The sequence below is a fragment of the Arthrobacter sp. MYb224 genome, assembly GCF_002975455.1.
Lineage (GTDB): Bacteria > Actinomycetota > Actinomycetes > Actinomycetales > Micrococcaceae > Glutamicibacter.
The window spans coordinates 66,596-87,336 of record NZ_PCPU01000013.1; the positions used below are offsets into that span (position 1 = coordinate 66,596).

At 56.8% G+C, this 20,741-nt stretch carries 25 protein-coding genes; 9 read left to right on the forward strand and 16 right to left on the reverse strand.

The features are described from left to right. Window position 1 precedes the first annotated feature (1 nt). Together CQ017_RS17350 and phnE are read left to right on the forward strand one after the other, a co-directional pair. A complete protein-coding gene (locus CQ017_RS17350; protein WP_255248512.1) occupies window positions 2–706 on the forward strand; it encodes a phosphonate ABC transporter ATP-binding protein in 705 nt (234 codons plus the stop codon). Further along, on the forward strand, window positions 703–1,581 hold the full coding sequence (gene phnE, locus CQ017_RS17355) for a phosphonate ABC transporter, permease protein PhnE (RefSeq protein WP_255248513.1): 879 nt from the start codon (window positions 703–705) through the stop codon (window positions 1,579–1,581). The genes CQ017_RS17350 and phnE overlap by 4 nt, the downstream gene beginning before the upstream one ends. 359 nt (window positions 1,582–1,940) lie before the next feature. On the opposite strand, the gene CQ017_RS17360 is transcribed toward phnE, so the two are convergent. The 7 genes from CQ017_RS17360 to truB all read right to left on the reverse strand — a co-directional run bounded on the left by CQ017_RS17360 (window position 1,941) and on the right by truB (window position 6,914). Next, window positions 1,941–2,693 carry a YceI family protein gene (locus CQ017_RS17360; protein WP_096288275.1) on the reverse strand — a complete coding sequence of 251 codons (753 nt, stop codon included), beginning with the start codon at window positions 2,691–2,693 and terminating at the stop codon, window positions 1,941–1,943. Window positions 2,694–2,923: 230 nt separating this feature from the next. Beyond that, entirely contained in the window at window positions 2,924–3,193 is a 270-nt protein-coding gene (gene rpsO, locus CQ017_RS17365; protein WP_096288277.1) for a 30S ribosomal protein S15, read from the reverse strand. A gap of 104 nt (window positions 3,194–3,297) precedes the next feature. After that, window positions 3,298–4,086, reverse strand: coding sequence for a class I SAM-dependent methyltransferase (locus CQ017_RS17370; protein ID WP_096288279.1), 789 nt, complete (start codon window positions 4,084–4,086; stop codon window positions 3,298–3,300). Window positions 4,087–4,090: 4 nt separating this feature from the next. Then, entirely contained in the window at window positions 4,091–5,044 is a 954-nt protein-coding gene (locus CQ017_RS17375; protein WP_096288281.1) for a bifunctional riboflavin kinase/FAD synthetase, read from the reverse strand. 62 nt (window positions 5,045–5,106) lie between these two features. Next, entirely contained in the window at window positions 5,107–5,577 is a 471-nt protein-coding gene (locus CQ017_RS17380) for a hypothetical protein (protein ID WP_096288283.1), read from the reverse strand. Then, window positions 5,574–5,951 (reverse strand): hypothetical protein, encoded by a 378-nt coding sequence (locus tag CQ017_RS17385; protein ID WP_096288285.1) that lies wholly within the window; start codon window positions 5,949–5,951, stop codon window positions 5,574–5,576. Before CQ017_RS17385 ends, CQ017_RS17380 begins: the two co-directional genes overlap by 4 nt. A gap of 36 nt (window positions 5,952–5,987) precedes the next feature. Then, entirely contained in the window at window positions 5,988–6,914 is a 927-nt protein-coding gene (gene truB / locus CQ017_RS17390) for a tRNA pseudouridine(55) synthase TruB (RefSeq protein WP_255248514.1), read from the reverse strand. 393 nt (window positions 6,915–7,307) lie between these two features. Here truB and CQ017_RS17395 point away from each other — a divergent pair, with 393 nt between their 5' ends. Then, a complete protein-coding gene (locus CQ017_RS17395; protein ID WP_255248515.1) occupies window positions 7,308–7,562 on the forward strand; it encodes a 3-keto-5-aminohexanoate cleavage protein in 255 nt (84 codons plus the stop codon). Window positions 7,563–7,998: 436 nt separating this feature from the next. Here the strand turns inward: CQ017_RS17395 and CQ017_RS17400 are convergent, their stop codons facing one another. The 6 genes from CQ017_RS17400 to CQ017_RS17420 all read right to left on the reverse strand — a co-directional run bounded on the left by CQ017_RS17400 (window position 7,999) and on the right by CQ017_RS17420 (window position 13,636). Then, complete coding sequence (locus CQ017_RS17400) at window positions 7,999–9,939, reverse strand: cation-translocating P-type ATPase (RefSeq protein WP_105554765.1); 1,941 nt, start codon at window positions 9,937–9,939, stop codon at window positions 7,999–8,001. Continuing rightward, complete coding sequence (locus CQ017_RS17405; protein ID WP_096288291.1) at window positions 9,936–10,304, reverse strand: helix-turn-helix transcriptional regulator; 369 nt, start codon at window positions 10,302–10,304, stop codon at window positions 9,936–9,938. The genes CQ017_RS17400 and CQ017_RS17405 overlap by 4 nt, the downstream gene beginning before the upstream one ends. Before the next feature lie 182 nt (window positions 10,305–10,486). Beyond that, complete coding sequence (locus CQ017_RS17410; protein WP_096288330.1) at window positions 10,487–11,068, reverse strand: recombinase family protein; 582 nt, start codon at window positions 11,066–11,068, stop codon at window positions 10,487–10,489. 213 nt (window positions 11,069–11,281) lie between these two features. Beyond that, window positions 11,282–12,517: a HEPN-associated N-terminal domain-containing protein gene (locus CQ017_RS17415; protein ID WP_176484263.1), complete on the reverse strand. Its 1,236-nt coding sequence runs from the start codon at window positions 12,515–12,517 to the stop codon at window positions 11,282–11,284. A gap of 16 nt (window positions 12,518–12,533) precedes the next feature. Then, window positions 12,534–12,752: a recombinase family protein gene (locus CQ017_RS18580; RefSeq protein ID WP_141393592.1), complete on the reverse strand. Its 219-nt coding sequence runs from the start codon at window positions 12,750–12,752 to the stop codon at window positions 12,534–12,536. A gap of 362 nt (window positions 12,753–13,114) precedes the next feature. Then, window positions 13,115–13,636, reverse strand: a complete 522-nt coding sequence (locus CQ017_RS17420; RefSeq protein WP_096288295.1) for a hypothetical protein — start codon at window positions 13,634–13,636, stop codon at window positions 13,115–13,117. Between the two features lie 110 nt (window positions 13,637–13,746). Here CQ017_RS17420 and CQ017_RS17425 point away from each other — a divergent pair, with 110 nt between their 5' ends. After that, window positions 13,747–14,232, forward strand: a complete 486-nt coding sequence (locus tag CQ017_RS17425; RefSeq protein WP_096288297.1) for a hypothetical protein — start codon at window positions 13,747–13,749, stop codon at window positions 14,230–14,232. 140 nt (window positions 14,233–14,372) lie between these two features. On the opposite strand, the gene CQ017_RS17430 is transcribed toward CQ017_RS17425, so the two are convergent. Beyond that, complete coding sequence (locus CQ017_RS17430; protein ID WP_105554767.1) at window positions 14,373–14,774, reverse strand: hypothetical protein; 402 nt, start codon at window positions 14,772–14,774, stop codon at window positions 14,373–14,375. 509 nt (window positions 14,775–15,283) lie between these two features. Between CQ017_RS17430 and CQ017_RS17435 the strand changes: the two genes are divergently transcribed. Both CQ017_RS17435 and CQ017_RS17440 read left to right on the forward strand, forming a co-directional pair. After that, entirely contained in the window at window positions 15,284–15,742 is a 459-nt protein-coding gene (locus tag CQ017_RS17435; protein WP_141393560.1) for a hypothetical protein, read from the forward strand. Window positions 15,743–16,001: 259 nt separating this feature from the next. Further along, window positions 16,002–16,382: a hypothetical protein gene (locus CQ017_RS17440; RefSeq protein WP_096287250.1), complete on the forward strand. Its 381-nt coding sequence runs from the start codon at window positions 16,002–16,004 to the stop codon at window positions 16,380–16,382. A 272-nt stretch (window positions 16,383–16,654) separates the two neighbouring features. Here the strand turns inward: CQ017_RS17440 and CQ017_RS17445 are convergent, their stop codons facing one another. Both CQ017_RS17445 and CQ017_RS17450 read right to left on the reverse strand, forming a co-directional pair. Further along, entirely contained in the window at window positions 16,655–17,215 is a 561-nt protein-coding gene (locus tag CQ017_RS17445; protein WP_096287252.1) for a TIGR02391 family protein, read from the reverse strand. A 213-nt stretch (window positions 17,216–17,428) separates the two neighbouring features. Continuing rightward, on the reverse strand, window positions 17,429–17,686 hold the full coding sequence (locus CQ017_RS17450) for a metal-sensitive transcriptional regulator (RefSeq protein WP_022876876.1): 258 nt from the start codon (window positions 17,684–17,686) through the stop codon (window positions 17,429–17,431). Window positions 17,687–18,203: 517 nt separating this feature from the next. Here CQ017_RS17450 and CQ017_RS17455 point away from each other — a divergent pair. The 3 genes from CQ017_RS17455 to CQ017_RS17465 all read left to right on the forward strand — a co-directional run bounded on the left by CQ017_RS17455 (window position 18,204) and on the right by CQ017_RS17465 (window position 20,717). Further along, on the forward strand, window positions 18,204–19,601 hold the full coding sequence (locus CQ017_RS17455; RefSeq protein WP_022876878.1) for a rhodanese-like domain-containing protein: 1,398 nt from the start codon (window positions 18,204–18,206) through the stop codon (window positions 19,599–19,601). 114 nt (window positions 19,602–19,715) lie between these two features. Next, window positions 19,716–20,300: a rhodanese-like domain-containing protein gene (locus tag CQ017_RS17460; RefSeq protein ID WP_022876879.1), complete on the forward strand. Its 585-nt coding sequence runs from the start codon at window positions 19,716–19,718 to the stop codon at window positions 20,298–20,300. A 120-nt stretch (window positions 20,301–20,420) separates the two neighbouring features. Continuing rightward, window positions 20,421–20,717: a rhodanese-like domain-containing protein gene (locus CQ017_RS17465; protein ID WP_096287258.1), complete on the forward strand. Its 297-nt coding sequence runs from the start codon at window positions 20,421–20,423 to the stop codon at window positions 20,715–20,717. Window positions 20,718–20,741 lie beyond the last annotated feature (24 nt).

Genomic DNA, 20,741 nt, shown 5'->3' on the forward strand with positions numbered 1-20,741 from the left:
AGTGCTAGACCAAGTGAACTTCCATGTGAACCGCGGAGAGCTGGTTGCCTTCCTCGGGGCCAACGGATCTGGTAAGTCGACCACGCTTAAATGTGTTGCCGGATTATCCGCACCGGATTCCGGAATCGTTGAGCTTGAGGGAACCGATCTGGCAACGCTCCATGGCCGGGCCCTGATCGAGTCGCGCAGTAGGGCCGCCATGGTTTTCCAGAAAATTCATCTGGTGCCACGCCGCACGGCGCTGGAAAATGTTTGCGCTGGAGGTTTGGCACGCGTCTCCGGATTAGCTTCGATCACTCCGGTTTTCTTCTCTCGTCAATTACGTGAAGAAGCCATGGCTTGTCTTGATCGGGTGGGGATGGCAGACCGTGCCTTGGATAAAGTCGGACGCCTTTCGGGAGGGCAGCAGCAACGTGTAGCCGTGGCCCGAGCACTCTGCCAGCGGGCCTCAGTGTTGTTAGCCGATGAACCGGTATCCGCCCTAGACCCACATGCTGCGGAGAACATCATGGAGCTGCTGTCCGAACTCGCCCATCAGGAGAACCTAGCTGTCGCAGCGGTATTGCATCAACCAGATTTGGCACTGCGCCACGCGGATCGCGCTATTGGCCTGATGCACGGTCGCATTATTTTTGACGGTCCGGCTAGCTCGTTGAACGAACCGGTCCTGGATACGCTCTACTCCCCTGAACGGAGCGCAGCATGAGCCTGCAGATTGAACCTCGAATCGAAAGTCACCCCATGGACGAGTCCAGCTCAGTCATAGCTTCCCGGCCGGCAACGCTCAGCGTGCCACACGACCGGAACCGAGTACGCAGACGCCTGCTCTGGGGCGCGGCCACTGTCCTCATCGTGATACTGCATCTCTTGGCTATACGTGGCACGGATTTTGACCCGGCAGTACTCGTTGAGGGTTGGCGGGGCATGGCACGTTTTCTCGGTGATGCCTTCCCGCCGGATCTGAACTGGGAAACCGTCGTGAAGCCAGGGTTGGAGGCCACCCTCGTCACGCTATGGATTGGCCTGTTGGGTACCACGTTATCCATTCCTACTGCATTGCTCTTGGCAGTTTTGGCGGCGCGTAGCACTTCCCCACATCCGCTGGCCTACCAAATTTCCCGTGCGATTTTGTCGTTCTTCCGGGCGGTACCAGATATCGTCTTTGCGCTGATCTTCGTCACCGCGGTTGGGCTTGGCCCATTTGCCGGGGTGCTGGCACTGATCTGCCACAATACTGGCGTGATGGGAAAGTTGTGGGCGGAGTCAATGGAAGAAACTGACCATGGTCCGCAAGAGGCCCTCTCCACGACCGGTGCATCAAGGTTGCAACAGATAGCGCATGGTTCCCTGCCTCTGGTTGTCCCTCAGTTTATTGGCTTGTTGCTGTACCGCTTCGACGTGAACGTTCGCTCGTCACTCGTGTTGGGGTTGGTGGGTGCCGGAGGTATTGGCTTGCTCATCAATCAGGCGATCAAGTCTTTCCAGTTCGACACCATGCTCACCCACATCATCATCGTTCTGTTGCTTATTATCGTGGTGGACCAGGCCTCAGGGTTTATCCGCCGCAGGCTGGCAGTCTAGGACGCCTCGCGGGTTTTCCGCTCGGAGGATCCAACCAACTGTTCGCTAAGATTGTCCGGCTCCCGCAGGAGCTGGGCGATCTTTTGCTTTCAATGATCTAATCGCGCCACCAATTCTCAGCCGATTCCTCAGTGCTCGGCGACAGCAATGAGCAGAACTGCTAGAACCTAAATGGAGCATTGCTTCTTGAAAAGGTTGTCGGCATAACCGCCACATATTTTCCGTACCGGTCGGTAATTTCTTGTGCCAGTAGCAACGGTTCGGTTAATACCAAAGGCAAGGCAGCGGCAGGAACCTGCAAGAGGTGTGTGCCGCCGCTAAGCCCTCTGCACAATACGAGTTTATTGAGCTTTCGCAGCTCAGTGCTGCATGACGTTTAATGAGAACTCGATGAATCCGTCATCTTCTACTGCAACGAATCCCAAGTCCGGGGCTTCAACACCGAAGTCGGCCCAGTTCACAGGTATCTGGCCGACCAGCTGGGCCTGTCCGTCATTAAAGACGGCCTCCACGTCAGTGGTCACCGCAACGGTCTGTCCATTGAGAGTCAGTTCACCAGTCATGTTGAAAGATTGAGCGCCGCCGACATGTGACGCAGACACGTCAACTGGTTCGACAAGGCTGAAGGTTGCTTCAGGGAACTGCTCGGTATCGATGGCAGTAGTCCGGAAGTACTGGTCGCGTCGGTCGGAGTCAGTTGAGATGGTATCCACTTGCAGGGTGAGATCCGCTGCGATGAGCTGATCTTCTTGAACTGTGAGAGACCCGGTAATGTCTTCGGTACGCCCAGTGACTGTCACGTCGGCACCGTTGAGAACTTCATCGAGACGGTATCCGGCGAAGGAACCCGAACCGACGGACCAAGTTCCAGAGGTGTCCCCGGCACTCGAATCACTGCCAGTTTCCGGCGCACCGTTGGACTGTTCAGCCGCAGGGGTCTGGGAAAGTGTTGGCACGTCTTCGGCCTGAGCCGAGACGGTGGAGGCATAGATACGACTGCCAATAAAGACGCCCGCAATAATGGCTACTGCTGCCAAAGCAATAATCCATACTCGCCGTATCTTTTTGGATTTCTTCTCGACGGACTGGACTGAATCTGTCTGCTCTGTCATTGCAACTCTCGATTGATCACGCCGTCCTTCGACGACAATTTACTTGACCATTCAATTGTTCCATCGGCAATGTGAGTCGGTGTGGAATCCATAGGACTTCACCAAATATCCACAGCCGCTAAACAGGGAATCGGTTTTGGAACACCACATCTCAGCTTCAAAGGCGCCAAAAGGAAAATCCCCGCCCCCCCCATGAAGGGAAGCGGGGATGTTCACACCGAAGCGTGAGACTACTTGCGCAGGCCCAAACGCTCGATCAGCGCACGGTAGCGCTCGATGTTGGTGTTCTTGAGGTAGCCGAGCATACGACGACGGCGACCAACCAGAGCCATCAGGCCGCGGCGGGTGTGGTGATCGTGCTTGTGCATCTTCAGGTGCTCGGTCAGGTCCTTGATACGACGGGACATAACGGCAATCTGAACCTCAGGCGAACCGGTGTCACCCTCGTGGGTGGCGTAAGCCTTGATGATTTCGTTCTTTACTGCGGCATCTAATGCCATAACAAACTCCTGGAGTTGGACCGCGTTTCATTCGGTGTGAGCGTCAGACACTCACGACGGCGTCTCGCAACCGCGGACTGCAGCGAGAACCATCGACAATCATATCACCGACGGACCCGTCGGCGCGCCCTCCAAGCATGGGTGAGATAGGGCACCTCGACGATTTGTGCCGCTTCAAAGCCCAGATGCTCGCACCAATACCAGATCAGATTCTGCTCAACTTTGGCTCTGGTTTCTTCCTTGGAGCGCCGGTAGTAGCTGCGCGAACGAGTCAGTTCCAAGATGCCTTGAAGGTCCAGTTCCATCGGCCAATGCCAGATCCCCGATTCCGGGGTGTCGAATTCTTTGCCTAGCGGTGGCGCAATTTCCGGACGGTGCACGTCCCCGGCATGCATGATGCGAGCCAGTCGATGAACCCAAGGCACTTCTACGTCCAGTTGGTTCCAAAGCAAAACAAGCGAACCATCGTTGCGCAACAACCTGGCGGCTTCGGCGCTAGCAAGAGGCGGATCAACCCAGTGCCAGGCTTGGGCATAGGTGATCAAATCCGCACTATTCTCCGGCATCCCGGTCGCTTCTCCGGAGGCACATACCGTATGCACTTGCGGTATGCGCTCCTTGAGCACGGCTAGCATGTCTTCGGACGGATCCACCGCCCAGACATCTATCCCCGCCCCGAGGAGCTGTTCGGTGAAAATTCCAGACCCGCAACCGATGTCTATGGCGCGCTCCACGAAATCGCCGGAAACTGTAAATTCCAACGCTTCGCGTGGATACGCCGGACGAATTTTGTCGTAATTCGCGGCCCCAGCCTCATATGCGGAGGCCAGGTCCGCGCGACGCTCGGGTTTCATGGTGAACGCACGGCGAGGCAGTGAAGGAATTTCCGGCATGTTCCTAGTGGGATTCGGTGGCCAGCACGCTGCGCGCCTGGACCACATCTTCATTCATCTGCTCGATCAGCGCTTCGATGCCACGGTAGGCCACCATGGGGCGCAGATGAGAGATGAACTCAACAACAATTTGCTGGCCATAGAGGTCAAATTCCTCGTAGCCCTCTACGGGGCGATCAATCACGTGGGCCTCGACGACGCGCGCAACACCGTCAAAGGTCGGGTTCGAACCCACCGAGATGGCCGCAGGCCAGCGCACTTCGGCTTCGTCGATCACCCAGCCGGCATACACGCCATCTGCCGGGATAATACCGGCAGCCTCTGGCGCCAGGTTTGCTGTGGGGAACCCCAATTCGCGTCCACGGGCTGCCCCGTGGACTACTTCGCCGCGCATCCGGTGCGGACGTCCAAGGATGGCCGCTGCGGCTTCGACGTTGCCTGCCGCCAGTTCTTCGCGGACCCACGTGGAGGAAAGACGACGCTTATCGCCTACGTCTTCGACACCGATGACATCAAAACCGTATTTTGCGCCCAGCTCGCGCATGAAGTCGAAGTCGCCGGAGTTGCCATGGCCGAAGCGGACGTCGTGGCCCACCACCACTGCCACCGCATTGAGCTTCTCTACGATGATGGAATGCACGAATTCTTCGGCCGACTGTTCGGCGAATTCGAGGGTGTAGTTGATCATTAAAGTCGCATCCAGGCCAACACTGGCCAAGGTGTCGATACGATCTTCCAGACCCATGATGAGCTCGGGAGCAGAGTCAGGGCGGTGCACCTGTGCTGGATGTGGGTCAAAGGTGATCGCTACCGATTTAGCCGAGCGCCTTTTGGCATGCGAGACCGCAGAATCTAGAACTTCACAATGCCCGAGGTGGACGCCGTCGAAGTTACCAATGGTCACGACAGCGGGAGCCATATCCGTGGGGACTGAGTCCAGGCCCTTCCAATAGTGCACTTTGCTCCTCTTGACTCTGCAACGAAAGATAAATAGTTTACCGAGGTAATTCTTGCACGTCTTTAGACGTGACGCTCATTACGGTTACGGAAGAGCCACCACAAACCAATCAGTGGCAGCACCAGCGGAATATAGCCATAACCCTTGCCGAAGTAGCTCCACACGGAGTCGTGGCCGAAGTGATCAGGTAGCACGAAGGACAGCAATCCAACCACGAGCACGCCCAGCAATTCGAAGCTCACCGCAAACAGGGAGAGCTTCCAAGCCCCTGGCTTAGCGGAGGACAGAGTAAAAGTAGCGAGGATATAAACCAGACCTGCAAGCAATGACAAAAGGTAAGCCAGCGGGGCTTCAGAGAAGTCACGAAAGAAAATCTGGTACAGCGCACGCACTGTGGCCGAAAGCGCTAGCACACCGTAAACGGCGATAATAATGCGGCCCAGTCCGGTGGTTCTTCCCGGACGTGGCGCTTTGTCAACGCCACGAGCTTGCGCAGCTTGTACGATGCGTGAATTACGTGGTTTCTCGCTCATGCAACAACTCCTACGTGCCAGATTTGCTCCATGCGGAACAACATAACAAATGTGATGGCTCCCGAAACAGCCAGTACTGTATTTGCCCAGCGGCTCTTATCGCTGACCGCCCAGAAGAACGCTATCGGCGGCATGATTGCCGCGGTCAGCAAATAACCCCAGAATTCCCAAGGCTCACCGAGAATAGCTTCTCCCCCGGCCTGGCGAATACCCGCAGCTACCGCATAGACAATCAGAAAAATCTCGGTTCCTGCTGTTGCGATCAACGCCCAATCATCCGGATAACGCCGGATGATGGTGGCAATGATTCCGAGCAACACGGCGAGCGCACACACGATGGCGCCGGCGATAAAGAAGCCGTTAAGGGCAAACAAGACTGAGCCTTTCTGAAAGTCTCACGAAGAAATGAGTTACTGCTTTCCGGTGAAGACTATTTGGCCGCGAGCTTTCTCGCCCTTATCTGCAATGAGTGCCACCAGTCCGCCGTCCGGTGCGAAAGCCGCTACGAGCTCGCCCTCGGGCAGTTCCATAACATTCTTGGAAGCGGTGATGGTTCGTCCGTAAGAGAGCTCGGAAGCTTCGTCTTCGGTCAGTTCGCGGCTTGGGAATAGAGCCGCGGCTGCCTTGTCGAGCGAGAGGATCTCGAACTCTTCGGCGAGCTGTTCCAAACGCTTTGCTTTTGCTATCGGATATGGGCCGACCTCGGTGCGACGCAGCGCGGTGAGATGACCGCCAACGTTGAGCGCTTCGCCCAAGTCTCGGGCCAATGCCCGGATGTAAGTTCCTGATGAGCAGGAGACGGTGACGTCTACGTCCAACACCTTGCCACCCACTTCGCGGCTGATTTCATGGATGTCGAAGCGGGAGATGGTGACCGGGCGGGCTTTGAGTTCTACTTGCTCGCCGGCACGGACTCGAGCATAGGAACGCTTGCCATCTACCTTGATCGCCGAGACCTGGCTTGGGATCTGCTCGATATTGCCGCGAAGCTTGGCGATTTCGCGTTCAATATCCTCGTCGGTCACCGCTGCCGCAATGCGTTCGGAGATAACCTCGCCTTCAGCGTCATCGGTGACGGTGTTCTGTCCCAGACGGATGGTGGCGGTGTAGGTCTTGTCGTGTCCCACAATGTAGGTCAGTAGACGTGTTGCCTTGTTAACACCGATCACCAGGACACCCGTTGCCATGGGATCAAGGGTGCCAGCGTGGCCTACCTTGCGGGTTCCTGCAAGCCGACGGATTCGGCCCACCACGTCATGGGAGGTCATTCCCTGATCTTTGTCGACTAATACGAGGCCCGAGGCCTGCTCTTCAGTGTTCTGCCCGGCTTTACTCACGCCTACCAGTATAGGCGTTATGAAGGCCGCCCTTGCGGTGATGCGTGTCATGCGGCCACAGCCCTCGTCCCGAAAATCGGCTACGAATAGAAATCCAATCCAAATTTCATTCCCGGCGCGGCAAGCACAGATCATTCCGTGCCTAAGTTCAGCGGTGGACAGAGAACCCCGGCTCGATAGGTTCGAAGCACCTGGAAGGAAGAGAATTTCCTAGGACCCAATGCCAGATAACAGACTAGAACCCCGCGAACTGATCAAGTTCATTCTTTTCTTGGCGGGTTGCTTACTGCGCTCGGGGCTACCCGTAGCGCTTGGTTTTTGACACAACTAGCATTCCCGCAATTGGGTGAACTCAACGCTGGACTCTAGGGATGAGTACCGCTACTGTCCCTCGTGTTCATACTGACGATTCTTGGAGCCGGCAAAAATCAGATGCCGCTGGCGACGATTGGCGCCGCGATGGGTTCCCATGTCCGTGTGGGTCTAGAAGACTCGCTGTGGATCGGCCCGGGGCAGCTTGCGGCGTCGAATGCCGAACAGGTGACCCGTATCCGAACTATCCTCGAAGCACTGAATTTTGAGGTGGCCACTCCCGATGAAGCACGCGAAATGCTGGCGCTCAAGGGGCGTGAAAACGTAGCCTTCTAGCCCCCTGGCAAGCTTTCGAAACACGCAAACGAAAATTTGGCTCCGGCTCCTCAAGGATTGCGCAGCACAGTCTGCGTCTGCCTTGAGCAGCTCAAGCGGGCTAAGCGCAGCCCCCTATTGAGCGGCGATCGGGTTTGGCCGACGCCTCAGGTATAGCCGGGCTAGCGGCACTACTTGTTCGAATCCTCCGGACGTTTCCGGAACTGATCGGAGATGAGGTTGGCGTTCGCGTGGTCCCATTGTTCAATCATGCTCTTACCGCCGTGTCCATCTCCTTCGTCAATGATGTGTGACTGTTAGTTTCAATTGGCGGTTTATTACCGTTAAAAATGGCGCATCGCACAGCACGGTTCACTCTGGTTCTAAATGGTTGAAGGCGGGGCGCTAATTTCCCGGTGGAAATAGTGCCCCGCCTTCAACAGCAACGAAACCAGCGCTAATGCAGGACGTTGCCCGGCTGCTGGGTGAGCTGCTTGCGGTGGACGCGGGCAGCACGAAGGCCGTTGGCAATCACGATGACTTCTGCGACCTCGTGAACCAGCACTACCGCGGCCAATCCCAGCACTCCGGTAATAGCCAAGGGCAGCAGGACAACGATGATCGCCATTGACAGGACGATGTTCTGATTCATGATCGCCCGGCCCCGTCGAGCATGGGACAAGGCTTGCGGGATCAGTCTCAAATCGTGGCCGGTGAAGGCTACGTCGGCTGATTCTATGGCAGCATCGGCACCGGTAGCGCCCATCGCAATCCCCACGGTAGCGCTAGCCAAGGCAGGGGCATCGTTGATCCCGTCACCGATCATCCCTGTAGGAACCTGCTGCACCGACGAAGCGATTTCACGGGCCTTGTCTTCAGGCCGCAGTTCGGCATGAACGGTGTCTATACCGGCGATTGAAGCCAGCGCGCGGGCAGTACGGAAGTTATCGCCGGTGAGCATCACCACGTCGATTCCCTGGTCATGCAGGTCTCGAATTGCCTCGGCCGCTTCAGGGCGTAGTTCATCGCGCACGCCGATCACGCCAATGACCTGCTCTGCGCGAGTGACCATGACGCAGGTTTGCCCGGAGGCCTCCATGGATTCAACAGCGGAAGCAAGCGATCCTGGGGCAATCCATCGAGGACTGCCGACCCCGACCTGCACACCTTCCAGGACGCCGGTAATGCCGTTTCCTGGCTCTTCGTTAACCGCCGTTGCCTCAGAGATCGTGGACACTGCTGCGGTGATGGCCGTAGCTAGAGGGTGGGTGCTGTGCTGTTCCAGGGCGGCGGCAACGGCGAGCACCTCTTCGCGGGTCGCATCATCAACGGTCTGGACTTGCGTGACCACTGGCTGATTGCGTGTGAGCGTTCCAGTTTTATCTACCGCGATGCGGCGCAGGGAACCAAGCCGTTCGAACGCTGCTCCGCTTTTGATGATGACACCGAACTTGCTGGCAGCTCCGATACCGGAAACAACGGTGACAGGAACGGCGATGGCCATCGCGCAAGGCGAGGCTGCGACCAGCACGATCAGTGCGCGTGTGATCCAGGTTTCGGGATCGCCGAAGATCGCTCCAAGCACAGCGACCAGTACCGCCAGGACGATGACACCGGGAACCAGCGGGCGGGCAATGCGGTCAGCGAGCCGTGCCCGTTCGCCACGTTCCGACTGGGCTTGCTCGACTAGGCTCACCAACGTGGTCAGGGAGTTGTCCGTGCCGTTAGCCGTTGCAGTGACTACTAGCGCGCCGGATGAATTGATGGAACCAGCAGCAACCTGGTCACCCACTGTTACTTCCACGGGAATTGATTCCCCTGTGATAGCGGAGGTGTCTAAGCTGCTTGATCCCTGGCTGACCACGCCATCGGTTGCCAAGCGTTCACCAGGCTTCACGCGCAGGGCATCGCCAATCTTGATCTCTGCTGCACTGACCACGACCGGTGCGCTGTCACGGATGATGGTGGCGGTTTCCGGGACGAGCTTCAATAAAGAGCGCAGGCCCGAGCGTGCCCTGTCCATGGCTTTGTCTTCCAGTGCTTCGGCAATGGAATACAGGAATGCCAGGGCTGCGGCTTCTTCGACATAGCCGAGGATGACCGCACCGGTGGCGCTGATGGTCATCAGCAGCCCAATGCCGAGTTTCCGTTTCGTGAACAGGTTTCGTAGGGCGCTGGGAACAAAGGTAAAAGCGCCCAGCAGCAGGCCGATCCAAAACAGCACCATGGCCACGATGGCGGCGCTCTCGCCGTGGGTGCTCCATTCAAGGACGAGCCCAGCGAGGAAGAAAACGCCGGAGGCTATGGGTACGAGCACATGCCAATCCCGCCACCAGGGCAGTTCCTCTTCGAATTCTTCGGTGGGTTCCGGTGAATCGCAACCGCAGGCGGAACTCATGCTTGCTCCTCGTGTTCTCGATCGGCGCTGGTGGCGCAGTCAGGGCAGGAAGAGTCCAGGCAAGGTACTTGATCATCGACGGCCAGCGTCACGTCAACCAGGGCGCTCAGAGCGGTGGTGAGGTGCGGATCGGTGATTTCGTACCGGGTGTTGCGGCCTTCCAGTTTCGCCACGACAATTCCGCAGCCGCGCAGGCAGGTCAGATGGTTGGAGACGTTGGCGCGGCTCAGTCCCAGGGTCTGGGCAAGTTCCGCTGGGTATCCGGGTTCGTGCAGCAAGGACAGGAGGATGCGTGACCGGGTGGGGTCGGCCATGGCGCGGCCAAGCCGGTTCATCGCATCGATCCGCGATTCAATGTTCATCATACGATGTACTATACAGCACTTGATGTACTAGTGGCACCGCCCAAAATCGATCGTTTCTGAGAACCTGAAAAGCGCATTCCGAGCATCAGTTCGAAGTGCGCTTTTTCAATGTTCTTGGATTCCCAAAACCTGGTACCGAAAGTCGACCGGGCTTGAAGGGGCACGGAAGGTTTTTGGGATGTTTAGTGGTCTAACTCTTTAATTCTGCGGTAGAGGGTCGCTCGGGACATTCCCATATCTTTGGCGACTTGGGTGGCTGGATCGCCTGCCTGGATGAGCTTGGCTGCGGTTCGGATCTGGGATTCGGTGAAGGTAGGTCGGCGACCGCCGAGGTCCCCTCCGGCGGTGCGGCGTTTGGTCACAGAGTCGTTGATGCGTTCACGTTTGATCTCCAGCTCCATTTGCGCGAGTGCTGCCATGACAGTGAAGACCATGGCTCCCATGGGTGTCTTGGTATCTACATCGCCGCCGCCGAGGTTTAGCACTCGCAGTCCGATATTCCGTTCGCGCAGTTCTTGGGCGAGTTCGAGCATTTTCTGGGTGGAGCGTCCGAGCCGGTCCAGGGTAGTAATCACCAGGGTGTCGTCTGGGTAGAGTGCTTCGAGGGCTTTATCGAGTCCAGGACGTTTGGCCAGCGCCCCGGAGAGTCCACGGTCGGTGTAGAGGTCATCGCGCCGGATGCCAGCCGCCAATAGGTCTTGGATTTGCCGGTCGGCGTCTTGGACTTTGGTGGATACGCGAGCGTATCCGATCAGCTTGGTCATGGAACCCTTGAAAGTGTCTCGCAACTAATAGTGTCAATATGATTCTACGACATTGGTTGTGACACATAGTTGCGAGAATTTAGAACCGTTGAGTTTTCAAGGATTTTCAGCTGGGGGAGCGGCGCTCGGTGAGACGTCTTGCAACCCATGGGTTGCAAGACGTCTCATCCAGGTGGAAGCCTCTTTTTGGGAAATAGAAGATACGGATACGTTCTAGTTTTGCAGTGGCCTAGTTTCTACTGTTCTGCGTTCGAGAACTAGCGTAGGAGCATCCTCATCGTGCGTGATGGTTGCGTTTTCTTCTAGGCAACAGTCGTTGGGAATGTCTAGAACGCAAGCTAGACCTCCAGGACTGGCGGTGGAATTGTAGAGGAGCCCAATGACAGGTTCGTTATTCGCACGCATGTGAGCTTGCATGAAGAATTCGGTGACTAATTGGGTGGGGATGTAATCAATAGGCTGATCTTCATTATCAATCTTCAGTCCAAGCTGCTCTACAAATTTATGTAGAAAGCGGATTTCACGGCGCAAATGGCCAAGTTGGGGGCAGAAGATCGATGGTTCTGCCGGTAACTTAGTTAGGTCTAGGACCGCTATGTCTTTTTCTAGCCTAAAGCGTCCGAAAGTGACATGATCAGATTCTAGTGGCGTATGAGCTGAGACTTCTTTGATGGCTGTTATCTGATCCTCGGCGCCGTAGAACATCGGAATGCCAGCAGGACTCATCCTGTTAGGCGATTTCGCATATTGACGCGGCGATGTCCCCAACTCACCCGCTGGTACGTCTGTATTAAGTTTTCCCTCGGGGTGGGTTCTGGCTCGCCAAAACGTGGTTCCCCGCTCTAATGTGGAAATCAGGCCTAGCTGGCTATCTACTACTTCGCCGATATGATCCAGGACTTCGGCTGGTGTAATCTCACCTGCAGATGGATATGATTCGGTTTTCCTGCTATCCGCGAGCCAGAAAACATATCGCGTCTTATACTTCACCTGCTCACATAGATTCTCCCATGCGTCAGCCATAGCGATGTCGGGTCCTAGTGAGAAAACGTCTCGTTTGACCCAAATTCTGTCCTGCATCGAATCTCTGAGCGATTCGACGATGTCTTCCCGTGCGAACGAGTCACTGAAATCCCCAATGAGATCCCATGTATCCCATCTCTGGTTATCCGAGATTTGGTATCCGCCTTCTCGGCTATCGTAGGCAACACTTTCATCATCGATGTTGTTGAACTCGTTCTTAATTCCATCTGCAAACATGCCAACAACGAGATCAAATGTGGCTGCGTTTTGCCGTCCGCAGAAGGAACACTCATCTTGTGCGGAAGCAGAGCCGCTCACGGCGTTTTTTAGTGCTCGATCCTCAACGCAGTCGACGCAAATGGATAAGTCTGTTGGTGCCCATCCTTGCTCGTCAATTTCAATTTGTAGTCTTTTAGCCATTCCCATGGACATCATCTTAGAGTTATTGCGATGCGATAACCGCAAGGCTGCAGGGCGTCCATGTGGCTAGTGAGCTCCGGATGGATCTTCCGAGTAGGTCGAGGCACCAGACTATGAGGGTGCCGCCGGGGCGGATCTGGCTCAGGAGCTCATCGAGCTCGGGCCGGGCGCGAATGCGCGGGAGGCGATGCCCCATGTTTAAATGTCTCAATACTCGTGGAATGCAAAACTTTCGATACATAGTTTATAGCACTGTGTTTCGCGACCAATCGAGTTCGAAAATCTGTTGAGTTTTCAACTGTCTATGATTTCTACCAAGTCGGTGGGTCAGTGTGTCGTAAACGACCGTTTTTGGCGTCCGTATAAGGCCCCTTCACCGGGCATTTTCTCGGGCGGGGTATATGGGAATCTGAAATCGTTGAAAACTCGGAGTTTCGAAAACTTAACAAGTCAACGGATCGAGTGTCCCGTATGGCGACCGTCTTACGGGACACCCGAGTTCCTATTCGGAAAACTCTCTGACAGGATGCCGAAACTCGCTTGAGGCGAAATACGACTGTTCGTCACGAGATGTGTTCCTCACGGAATGCTGTCTGGGGTTGCTCAGCTGGAAATTGAATCGGCTTCCGCAATGTCGGCTAGAGCCGAATCCTCCACGCTCAACATCACACTGCTATCCCGACGGTTGAAGAGGTGTGTAATAATTGTCCGGCCGTTTGCTTCCCAGATGCAGGGTGGCGTCTCTTCGTTGTCCCACGGATGATCCGGTTTTCCAAAGAGTTCGGTGAGTTCCATCCGCAGTTTGTTGTATCCGCTTTGAGCAGCTGGATCCTCGGAGTCTTGAGTGCCGTAGAGGTGGACGGACACACCTAGGAACTCCTTGTTATAGGTGTCCCACGAGCTAGGTGCTTGTCCGCCGAGGCCTATATCCAGCTCAGTCATCTGGTGGGGCGATTCTTCGTTCTCCAGCTTGTACTGGCTCCCTGATTTGAATCCAAGGTGCGCGAATAGATTTTCACGTTCTTCATCGGACTGGGGCCAAGGCTCGTCGACCAATTTCTTGACGAGTTCCACCACGGTGTAAGACGCGGGATTCAATTCCAATACAGGTTCAGTCTCGGACATAGTGCGAGCTTACCTGGCAAGAATTGAGACATAGACCTTATGGGTTCGTCTTATGGGAATGGAACAGCTGTTCCCGAAGCAAATCTAGTGGGTGGCTCTAAGATGATCACATGATGACAGTTATTTCAGCCCCAGGTGATCTCGTTGTCGCAACCAATGATGGCGTGGACGTACGGTTTGCCGGCATCGAGTCGATTGCCGATGTTCCGATCGACTCCGCCGGATGGCTGGGAAGTGAAGGCATCAAAATCTACTTCCAAGGAATTCGCAGCCACGAGACCTGGCAACGCGACGTTCGCTACGAAGAGCAACTGACGCAATGGGCTGACATGAGAAAGCGTAAGGGGGAGGAAGCAGCGGGCGACGCACCTTCAATGCCCGGCCAGCTCATTCTTGGACCGGTTGGAGCTGTCATCTCGGACGACGTGGGAACCAATTATCGGTTGACATCCGGACAGGTCGCCGGGAGCGCGACAGAGTGGGAGTCCACCTGGGTATATCTTCCTAACCCGCCGAGAGCAGCCCGATTCTTAACACTTGAATTCACAGTTGACGATGAACCGACCGGTAAGACATGCACAGTGCGACTGGACTGACTCCGAAATTTCCCGTTTAGCGTTCCTTCTACGGGCATGCCCTAGTCGATCTATATTGGTATGCCTCAGTCCAGCGGATGGATGGATGAATTTACGCGTTTTTATCGTGTGACTCAATGTTTTCTCGAGACGAGCCCGCGCTACTTAAGCCGTTCGTAGGTGGCTTGAATTTTGTTGTACTCATTGATCGCAGTGATTTTCTGCATGTCCTCACCCGTGCCGTGAAGAATGCTTGAAGCAATCATGCCTAATGCAACTTTGTCGTAGGCTCCACCTTTAGTTCGCACGACTAGCTCGCCTTCAGCCGGGGACTCCCATGAATCGACGTAGAATGTCGGACCACTGAGCGCACTGATATTCCTGGCTCCATTCGCTCCGAGCCACTCATTGATTTTTGTATCCGCCCATTCTTGGCCGCCGTCAGTGCCATGTGCAAGTTCCTCTGCTGGGACAACTGATGGGCCGGGCGCGACTTCGTAAGCAGTACATCCAGAGAGCGCGAGAGCCATAATCAGGGTGGAACTCGTGACATTTTTCTTCATGGGTCCCTCTAATACGACGATGTCGAATAGCTAATTGATGAGTTGAGGATGAATTCAGCGATTGCAGCGCCTCCTCAGGCAATAGTAGCGAGTTGCCAGTTCACGTTCACCTGTGGAACAAGGATGCTAGATTCGCTCCAACAGGGACTGGCTCTTCCCGATAATGAAAAGTAGGCTGAATTCGCCAGAGCCGTTTTGAATCAGCTCGAATAACGGGAGGAATGCTAGAAAAAGTATTTCCTGTTCAAGGCGATATTCTGGATATTCGTCAGCTCTATGCGCGTAGCAGTTTGCATACGACGCAGTGAATTACATTTTGTAGGCCCAACTCTGGGCATAAGTAACGTAGTACGCCTTGTTGGAAAGCTGCAGCGATTGAGAAACGGAAGAGAACGATGAGGCAGAACATGATGCGCAAACCGATAGTAGCCTTACTTCTTGCGTCAGTTCTACTGCTTGCCAGTTGTACTAGCCCGCTGATTGAATCTGGCACAGATATGAATTCAAAGGTGTCAAAATCGATCGACGGGTACGAACTCATCACTGCGGAACGAGCGGCAGAGACCGGGTTCTGCACAGGCAACCCTTCAGACGAGCAGATGTCCACAGAGACCGAACACATCGGGACCTTTCTCTATCTGGAATCGGGGCACCAGCTTTCTGCGACTGGAGGCGAATGCAACAATAGAGATTTGGCGCTTACGCTTGCTGATGGTGTCGTGCAGCTTTTCTTCATCTCCTATGACGCCGTCGAAGATAGCAGTGGTGAAAGGATGGCTGGTCTCTTCGGTGAATCATGCGAAACGCTCGAAGCCTACGAAGAGCTCATGAGTTGTCGATACATCGTAGAAAACACAAATATCTCCGTCGTTGCTCGGCAGAACATTCCCGAAGAGGAGTTCAGAGACAAGTACCAGTCACTTGCCAGAAAGTTCGCTGAACAGTCCGATTTCCATCCAGAAGCTTGATACTTTGAACCGTGGGAACAACTTGCGGATTGCTAGCCTTTTGTGCACGTTAGCGGTCTACTGCAGTGTTGCCCCTCTGTCACGAAGATGAGCTGTAAAATCAATAGTCCATCTTGGCGTGATTCTCGTCGGATGCGTTGAGATTCGGGCCTGAGAGCTGCGATGACGCAGCCAGAACTGCGGAATTGCAAGTCCGCAACACGTCCCCTGCATGCCGGAGCCGGGAAGAAACTCCAGTGAAACAACCTATGCTGTAAAAATGAAATATTATGGCAGAACGATAAAAACTATCTTGGTGATAGTTGCAACGTCTGCGTTCCTTGCGCTCGGTGTGGGCTTCTCAATCCATCTTGGGCTGAATCACTTCATCGTTTCGTGGGCGGAAGCCAGAGACGTTAGTCGTACTGCGGAACCGGGGAAAGAGAAGGCCGACTATATTGCTTCTGAGATAGAGAAAATTGCCGCAGTGGAATCCGCGGTTGTACTGGAGTCTAATTTTAATGGGGCACGGATCGAGGTGAGGGTCGGTGCATTCTCACCTGGGCGGCCGGTGCATGAACAGATCCAGGAAGCTTGTAGAGAAGCCATGCGTCAGGGCTTTAATTTTGAGCCTTACGAAATCGTCTGTGAAATCAGGTAATCGCATAGAGATGTGCTTTCCGGTTTGCACCCTGGCGTTGTCACGAACTGACGAGTTAATAGGTTTTGAGATCGCGACTTACTTCGGTGTCCCGTAGAACGTTCCCCTTGCGGGCGGCAGTGCTGTGGACTATGGACAGAAATGCTGAGGACTTCGGAAACTGACAGGATCGGCGGTTTTTCAATGTTCTTGTTTTCCCGAAACTGCTTCCCGAAATAGATTCTTCCCAGAAAGTTTTTTTATCGTTTATGGGAACACTCATTGAGTGCCGGCTAATTGGCGGGAGCTGTTTCCACTTCTGCTTGGTCTATCCAGCGGGCTAGCAGGCTGAATGCTGCGAGCTGTTCGAGGGCTAGCTGCTGTTGCCCGCCATGGTTTTCCTGCGGTTTGTGCATGCCTGGGTTGCGGATGCCCGCATAGAGCCCTTCGGCGAATGCACGCGCGCCCTGGTGCAGGTTCGCATATGTGTCCCCACCGTCATTTTTGGCGAGTCGAAGTCTTGGCGCGCCTGGCTTGGCCGGGTTGGTGCTGAATGCGTCGTTGAAGAGCTTTCGCTCCGAAAGATCCATGCGTCCAAGCTTCTGCTGTGCTTCGTGATTGATAGTTTTAGCTGCCTCCATCACAGCCTCGTGGTAGTGCCCGCTATTCCACAAAGATTTGCTTCGTTCCCAGGCCCAAGGATGCAAATTTGAGGCATCCATGTCTGGTGCATCAGTTCCCAGGTGTTTACTGAGTTCTTCGCCTCGCTGAATAAGTACTTGTGAGCCACAACGATAAGTGGCCTGTTTTTCACAGTGCTTAGTGGCGGTGTTTTCTGGCCTTGGCTGTTGCATCTTCGGGCCGATGGATCAAGCACCCACATTGACTGCTGTCGCTCGGTGCGCGGCGTCTGATTAGTGAACAGGGGTGCTGATCGCTACGGCCCGCTTGGCGGCAGGGAGTGATTCCTCGGCGGTTGCGGAACCGCCGCACTGCCGAAGTTCGCGCAGTGGTCCTGCCGGACTCCATGGGTGGTCTCGGGGAGAGCTATCGCTGGATGGCTGGGGCTAGGCCAGGGAGAGGAAGAGTTTTTCCATGTCGGCACGGTCGGCTGTGGGGTCCTCGCTTTTCAGGCACTGCTCGAGCCCGGTGGCGATAATGGAGAACCCGGCACGGTCTATGGCCTTGGAGGCGGCGGAAAGCTGGGTGACCACCGCGCGGCAGTCGCCGCCTTCCTCCAGCATGCGGATCACGGCGTTAAGCTGGCCCTGGGCGCGCTTGAGCCTGTTGATGGCCGGTTTCATGGTGTCCGCTTCAAGTTCCATGGTGGGTCCCTTCAAGGTGTTGATTTCTTCAATGGTATACCCCCGGGGGTTTCCTTAGCGTATCAATGGCAGTGATTCTCGATACCCCCATGGGTATATGCCATACTCGAATACAGAGGGGGCGGCCAAGCCTCCATCAACAACCCCAGACGCAAGGAGTCACCATATGTGCCGTGCGACCAAATGCCGTAAGTGTCAGAAAACCACCTGGGCCGGATGTGGCCAGCATGTCAAGCAGGTCATGGCCCACGTGCCGCGGAGCGAGCGCTGCTCCTGCGATCCAAATGCCCCGAAGGAGTCCAGCAAGAAAGGCGGCTTCTTCGCGCGCCTCTTGGGCCGCTAGGCCCAGCCTCGCATGCGCCTGCGGCGATCGGCACCATTCCCGATGGTGTCGATCGCCGCTTTTTTGTGCATCCGTGAACGACTTGACGTATACCCCAGGGGGTATTATTGTTGCCTGTGAACCGGATACCCCCAGGGGTATGAAGGGTAAACTGACCAACCACAAGGAGAACCAATGCTTCTCGAACGAATCTATGACGAGGACCTGGCACAGGCCAGCTACTTCATCGGCTGCCAGGCCAAGGGCGAGGCCCTCGTGGTGGACGCCCGGCGCGACATCCAGGTGTACCGGGACCTTGCCGCAAAAAACGGCATGAAGATCACCGCCGTCACCGAGACCCACATCCACGCCGACTACCTCTCCGGCACCCGGGAGCTGGCCGCCGCCACCGACGCGGAGATTTACGTTTCGGGCGAGGGCGGGCCGGACTGGCAATACGAATTCGAAGCCGAACGCCTCTTTGACCAGTCCACCATCACGCTGGGAAACATCACCGTCACCGCCCTGCACACCCCGGGGCACACCCCCGAACACCTCTCCTTCCTGGTCACCGACGGCGCCTTCAGTGACAAGCCGGGCTTCCTGCTCTCGGGCGACTTCGTCTTCTCCGGGGACCTGGGCCGCCCGGACCTGCTCGACGAGGCCGCCGGCGGTACCGACACCCGTTTCGCCGGGGCCCACGACCTCTTCGTCTCGCTGAAGAACAAGTTCCTGACCCTGCCTGACTACGTCCAGGTCTACCCGGGCCACGGCGCCGGCAGCGCTTGCGGCAAGGCCTTGGGCGCCATCCCGTCCTCCACCGTCGGGTATGAGCGCAACTTCGCGTGGTGGGGTCCCTACCTAGAGGCAAACGACGAGGCTGGATTCGTCGAGGCCCTGCTTGACGGGCAGCCCGACGCCCACGCCTACTTCGGCCGCATGAAGCGCGAAAACCGCCAGGGTCCGGCCGTCCTGGGCGAACGCGCACCGCTGGCCCAGCTGGCCATCGAGGACGTTGCCACCGCCCTGGCCGCGAACGAAATCGGCATTGTCGACACCCGCCACCACACCGAGGTCCACGAGGGAACCGTCGCAGGGGCACTGAACATTCCCGCCGGCACCAAGGCGGCAAGCTACGGTGCCTGGGCCGTGGACCCGGAAACGGACCAGCGACCGCTGGTGCTCTTGGCTCCCAACAGCGAAACGGCCACCGAGATGTGGGACCACCTCATCCGCGTGGGCATCGACCGCGTCGCCGGATACATCACTTCCCTGGACGGCCTGCCGGTCTACGTGCCCCGCACGATCTCCCCGGCCGACCTGGCAGGGTTCGATGCGGCCATGGTCTTGGATGTGCGCAACAAGACCGAGCACACTGCCGGACACGTGCCCGGCTCCGAACAGCTCAACGCCGGACGGGTGCTCTGGAACACCGACAAGCTTCCGTCCGACGGCGTGATCGTGAGCTTCTGCCAGTCCGGGGTGCGCAACTCCGTGGCCGCCTCCGCCCTGCGCCGGGCCGGGTTCGACGTCGTTGAACTCGAGGGCAGCTACGCCGGATGGGCCGACTGGAAGCAAATGCAGAACGCCTAGGTTCTCCACTGCCCATCCCTCAACAATAAATTCTACGTATTCCCGGTCCCGCATCCCCCTTTCCGGATGCGGGACCGGCCGGGCGCCATGCCCGGCAGAAAGGCCCACACCCCCATGAACACCATCCCCCAGGCCACCAGCCCCGAAGAGCTCAAGGACTGGATCGATACCGGCACCGACGTCGTGGTGCTGGACGTGCGTTCCGCCGCCGAATTCGAATCCCTGCATATCAAGGGCTCCTACAACGTCCCCCTCCCGTTGCTGGCAGAACACACCGAGGAACTCGCCTCGAAACTCGACACCAAGGTGGTGCTGGTCTGCCAATCCGGCGTGCGCGCCACCGAAGCCAAGACACACCTCGCGGCAGTCGGATTCGGCAACGCCCATGTCCTGTCCGGCGGCGTCCCCGCTTACAAGCAGGCCGGTGGCGGGACCGTCGAGGGTTCCAAGCGCTGGGACCTGGAACGCCAGGTGCGCATGGCCGCCGGTTCCCTCGTGGTGGCCGGGCTGGTGGGTGGGAAGTTCCTCTCCCCGCAGCTGCGCACCGTCGCCGGTGCCATCGGCGCGGGCCTGACCTTCTCCGCGGCCACCAACACCTGCGCCATGGGCAAGGCCCTGGCCAAGATGCCGTGGAACAAGACCGGCAACGAACCGACCCGTGCATCGGTCCTCGCCCAGCTTCCGCCCAAGAAGTCCTAGCGCACACCCGGTTGGCCCGCCGCCAACCGGATTCCTCCCGGTTTCCGGGCCCGGGTCGCGTTGATCCGGGCCCGGAAAGCACCCACATACCGCTTGAACACGCCCCCGAAGGAGCAGACCATGCCCGAAATCACCATCACCGACACCGACCAGCGACGTGCCACGGACCAGGTCCTTGACGTCCGCGAAGACTTCGAAGTCGCCGAGGGAATGATCCCCGGCGCCATCCACATCCACATGGGAGAGCTCAACACCCGCCTGGGGGAGATCGACCGGACCCGCCCCGTCATCGTCATCTGCCGCAGCGGCAACCGCAGCGCCCGCGTCGCCGACGCCCTCACCGGCGCCGGATTCACCGCCGACACCATGGCCGGCGGCATGACCGCCTGGCAACGTGCCGGCCTGCCCGTCACCTAAAGCCATACCCCGGCGCCAACCCCA

Coding starts and splice junctions, on each gene's coding strand:
- phnE (WP_255248513.1), top strand. CDS start 703: ATGAGCCTGCAGATTGAACCTCGAATCGAAAGTCACCCCATGGACGAG.
- CQ017_RS17360 (WP_096288275.1), bottom strand. CDS start 2,693: ATGACAGAGCAGACAGATTCAGTCCAGTCCGTCGAGAAGAAATCCAAA.
- rpsO (WP_096288277.1), bottom strand. CDS start 3,193: ATGGCATTAGATGCCGCAGTAAAGAACGAAATCATCAAGGCTTACGCC.
- CQ017_RS17370 (WP_096288279.1), bottom strand. CDS start 4,086: ATGCCGGAAATTCCTTCACTGCCTCGCCGTGCGTTCACCATGAAACCC.
- CQ017_RS17380 (WP_096288283.1), bottom strand. CDS start 5,577: ATGAGCGAGAAACCACGTAATTCACGCATCGTACAAGCTGCGCAAGCT.
- CQ017_RS17400 (WP_105554765.1), bottom strand. CDS start 9,939: ATGAGTTCCGCCTGCGGTTGCGATTCACCGGAACCCACCGAAGAATTC.
- CQ017_RS17405 (WP_096288291.1), bottom strand. CDS start 10,304: ATGATGAACATTGAATCGCGGATCGATGCGATGAACCGGCTTGGCCGC.
- CQ017_RS17410 (WP_096288330.1), bottom strand. CDS start 11,068: ATGACCAAGCTGATCGGATACGCTCGCGTATCCACCAAAGTCCAAGAC.
- CQ017_RS17415 (WP_176484263.1), bottom strand. CDS start 12,517: ATGGGAATGGCTAAAAGACTACAAATTGAAATTGACGAGCAAGGATGG.
- CQ017_RS18580 (WP_141393592.1), bottom strand. CDS start 12,752: ATGTATCGAAAGTTTTGCATTCCACGAGTATTGAGACATTTAAACATG.
- CQ017_RS17420 (WP_096288295.1), bottom strand. CDS start 13,636: ATGTCCGAGACTGAACCTGTATTGGAATTGAATCCCGCGTCTTACACC.
- CQ017_RS17425 (WP_096288297.1), top strand. CDS start 13,747: ATGATGACAGTTATTTCAGCCCCAGGTGATCTCGTTGTCGCAACCAAT.
- CQ017_RS17430 (WP_105554767.1), bottom strand. CDS start 14,774: ATGAAGAAAAATGTCACGAGTTCCACCCTGATTATGGCTCTCGCGCTC.
- CQ017_RS17440 (WP_096287250.1), top strand. CDS start 16,002: ATGAAATATTATGGCAGAACGATAAAAACTATCTTGGTGATAGTTGCA.
- CQ017_RS17445 (WP_096287252.1), bottom strand. CDS start 17,215: ATGCAACAGCCAAGGCCAGAAAACACCGCCACTAAGCACTGTGAAAAA.
- CQ017_RS17450 (WP_022876876.1), bottom strand. CDS start 17,686: ATGGAACTTGAAGCGGACACCATGAAACCGGCCATCAACAGGCTCAAG.
- CQ017_RS17455 (WP_022876878.1), top strand. CDS start 18,204: ATGCTTCTCGAACGAATCTATGACGAGGACCTGGCACAGGCCAGCTAC.
- CQ017_RS17460 (WP_022876879.1), top strand. CDS start 19,716: ATGAACACCATCCCCCAGGCCACCAGCCCCGAAGAGCTCAAGGACTGG.
- CQ017_RS17465 (WP_096287258.1), top strand. CDS start 20,421: ATGCCCGAAATCACCATCACCGACACCGACCAGCGACGTGCCACGGAC.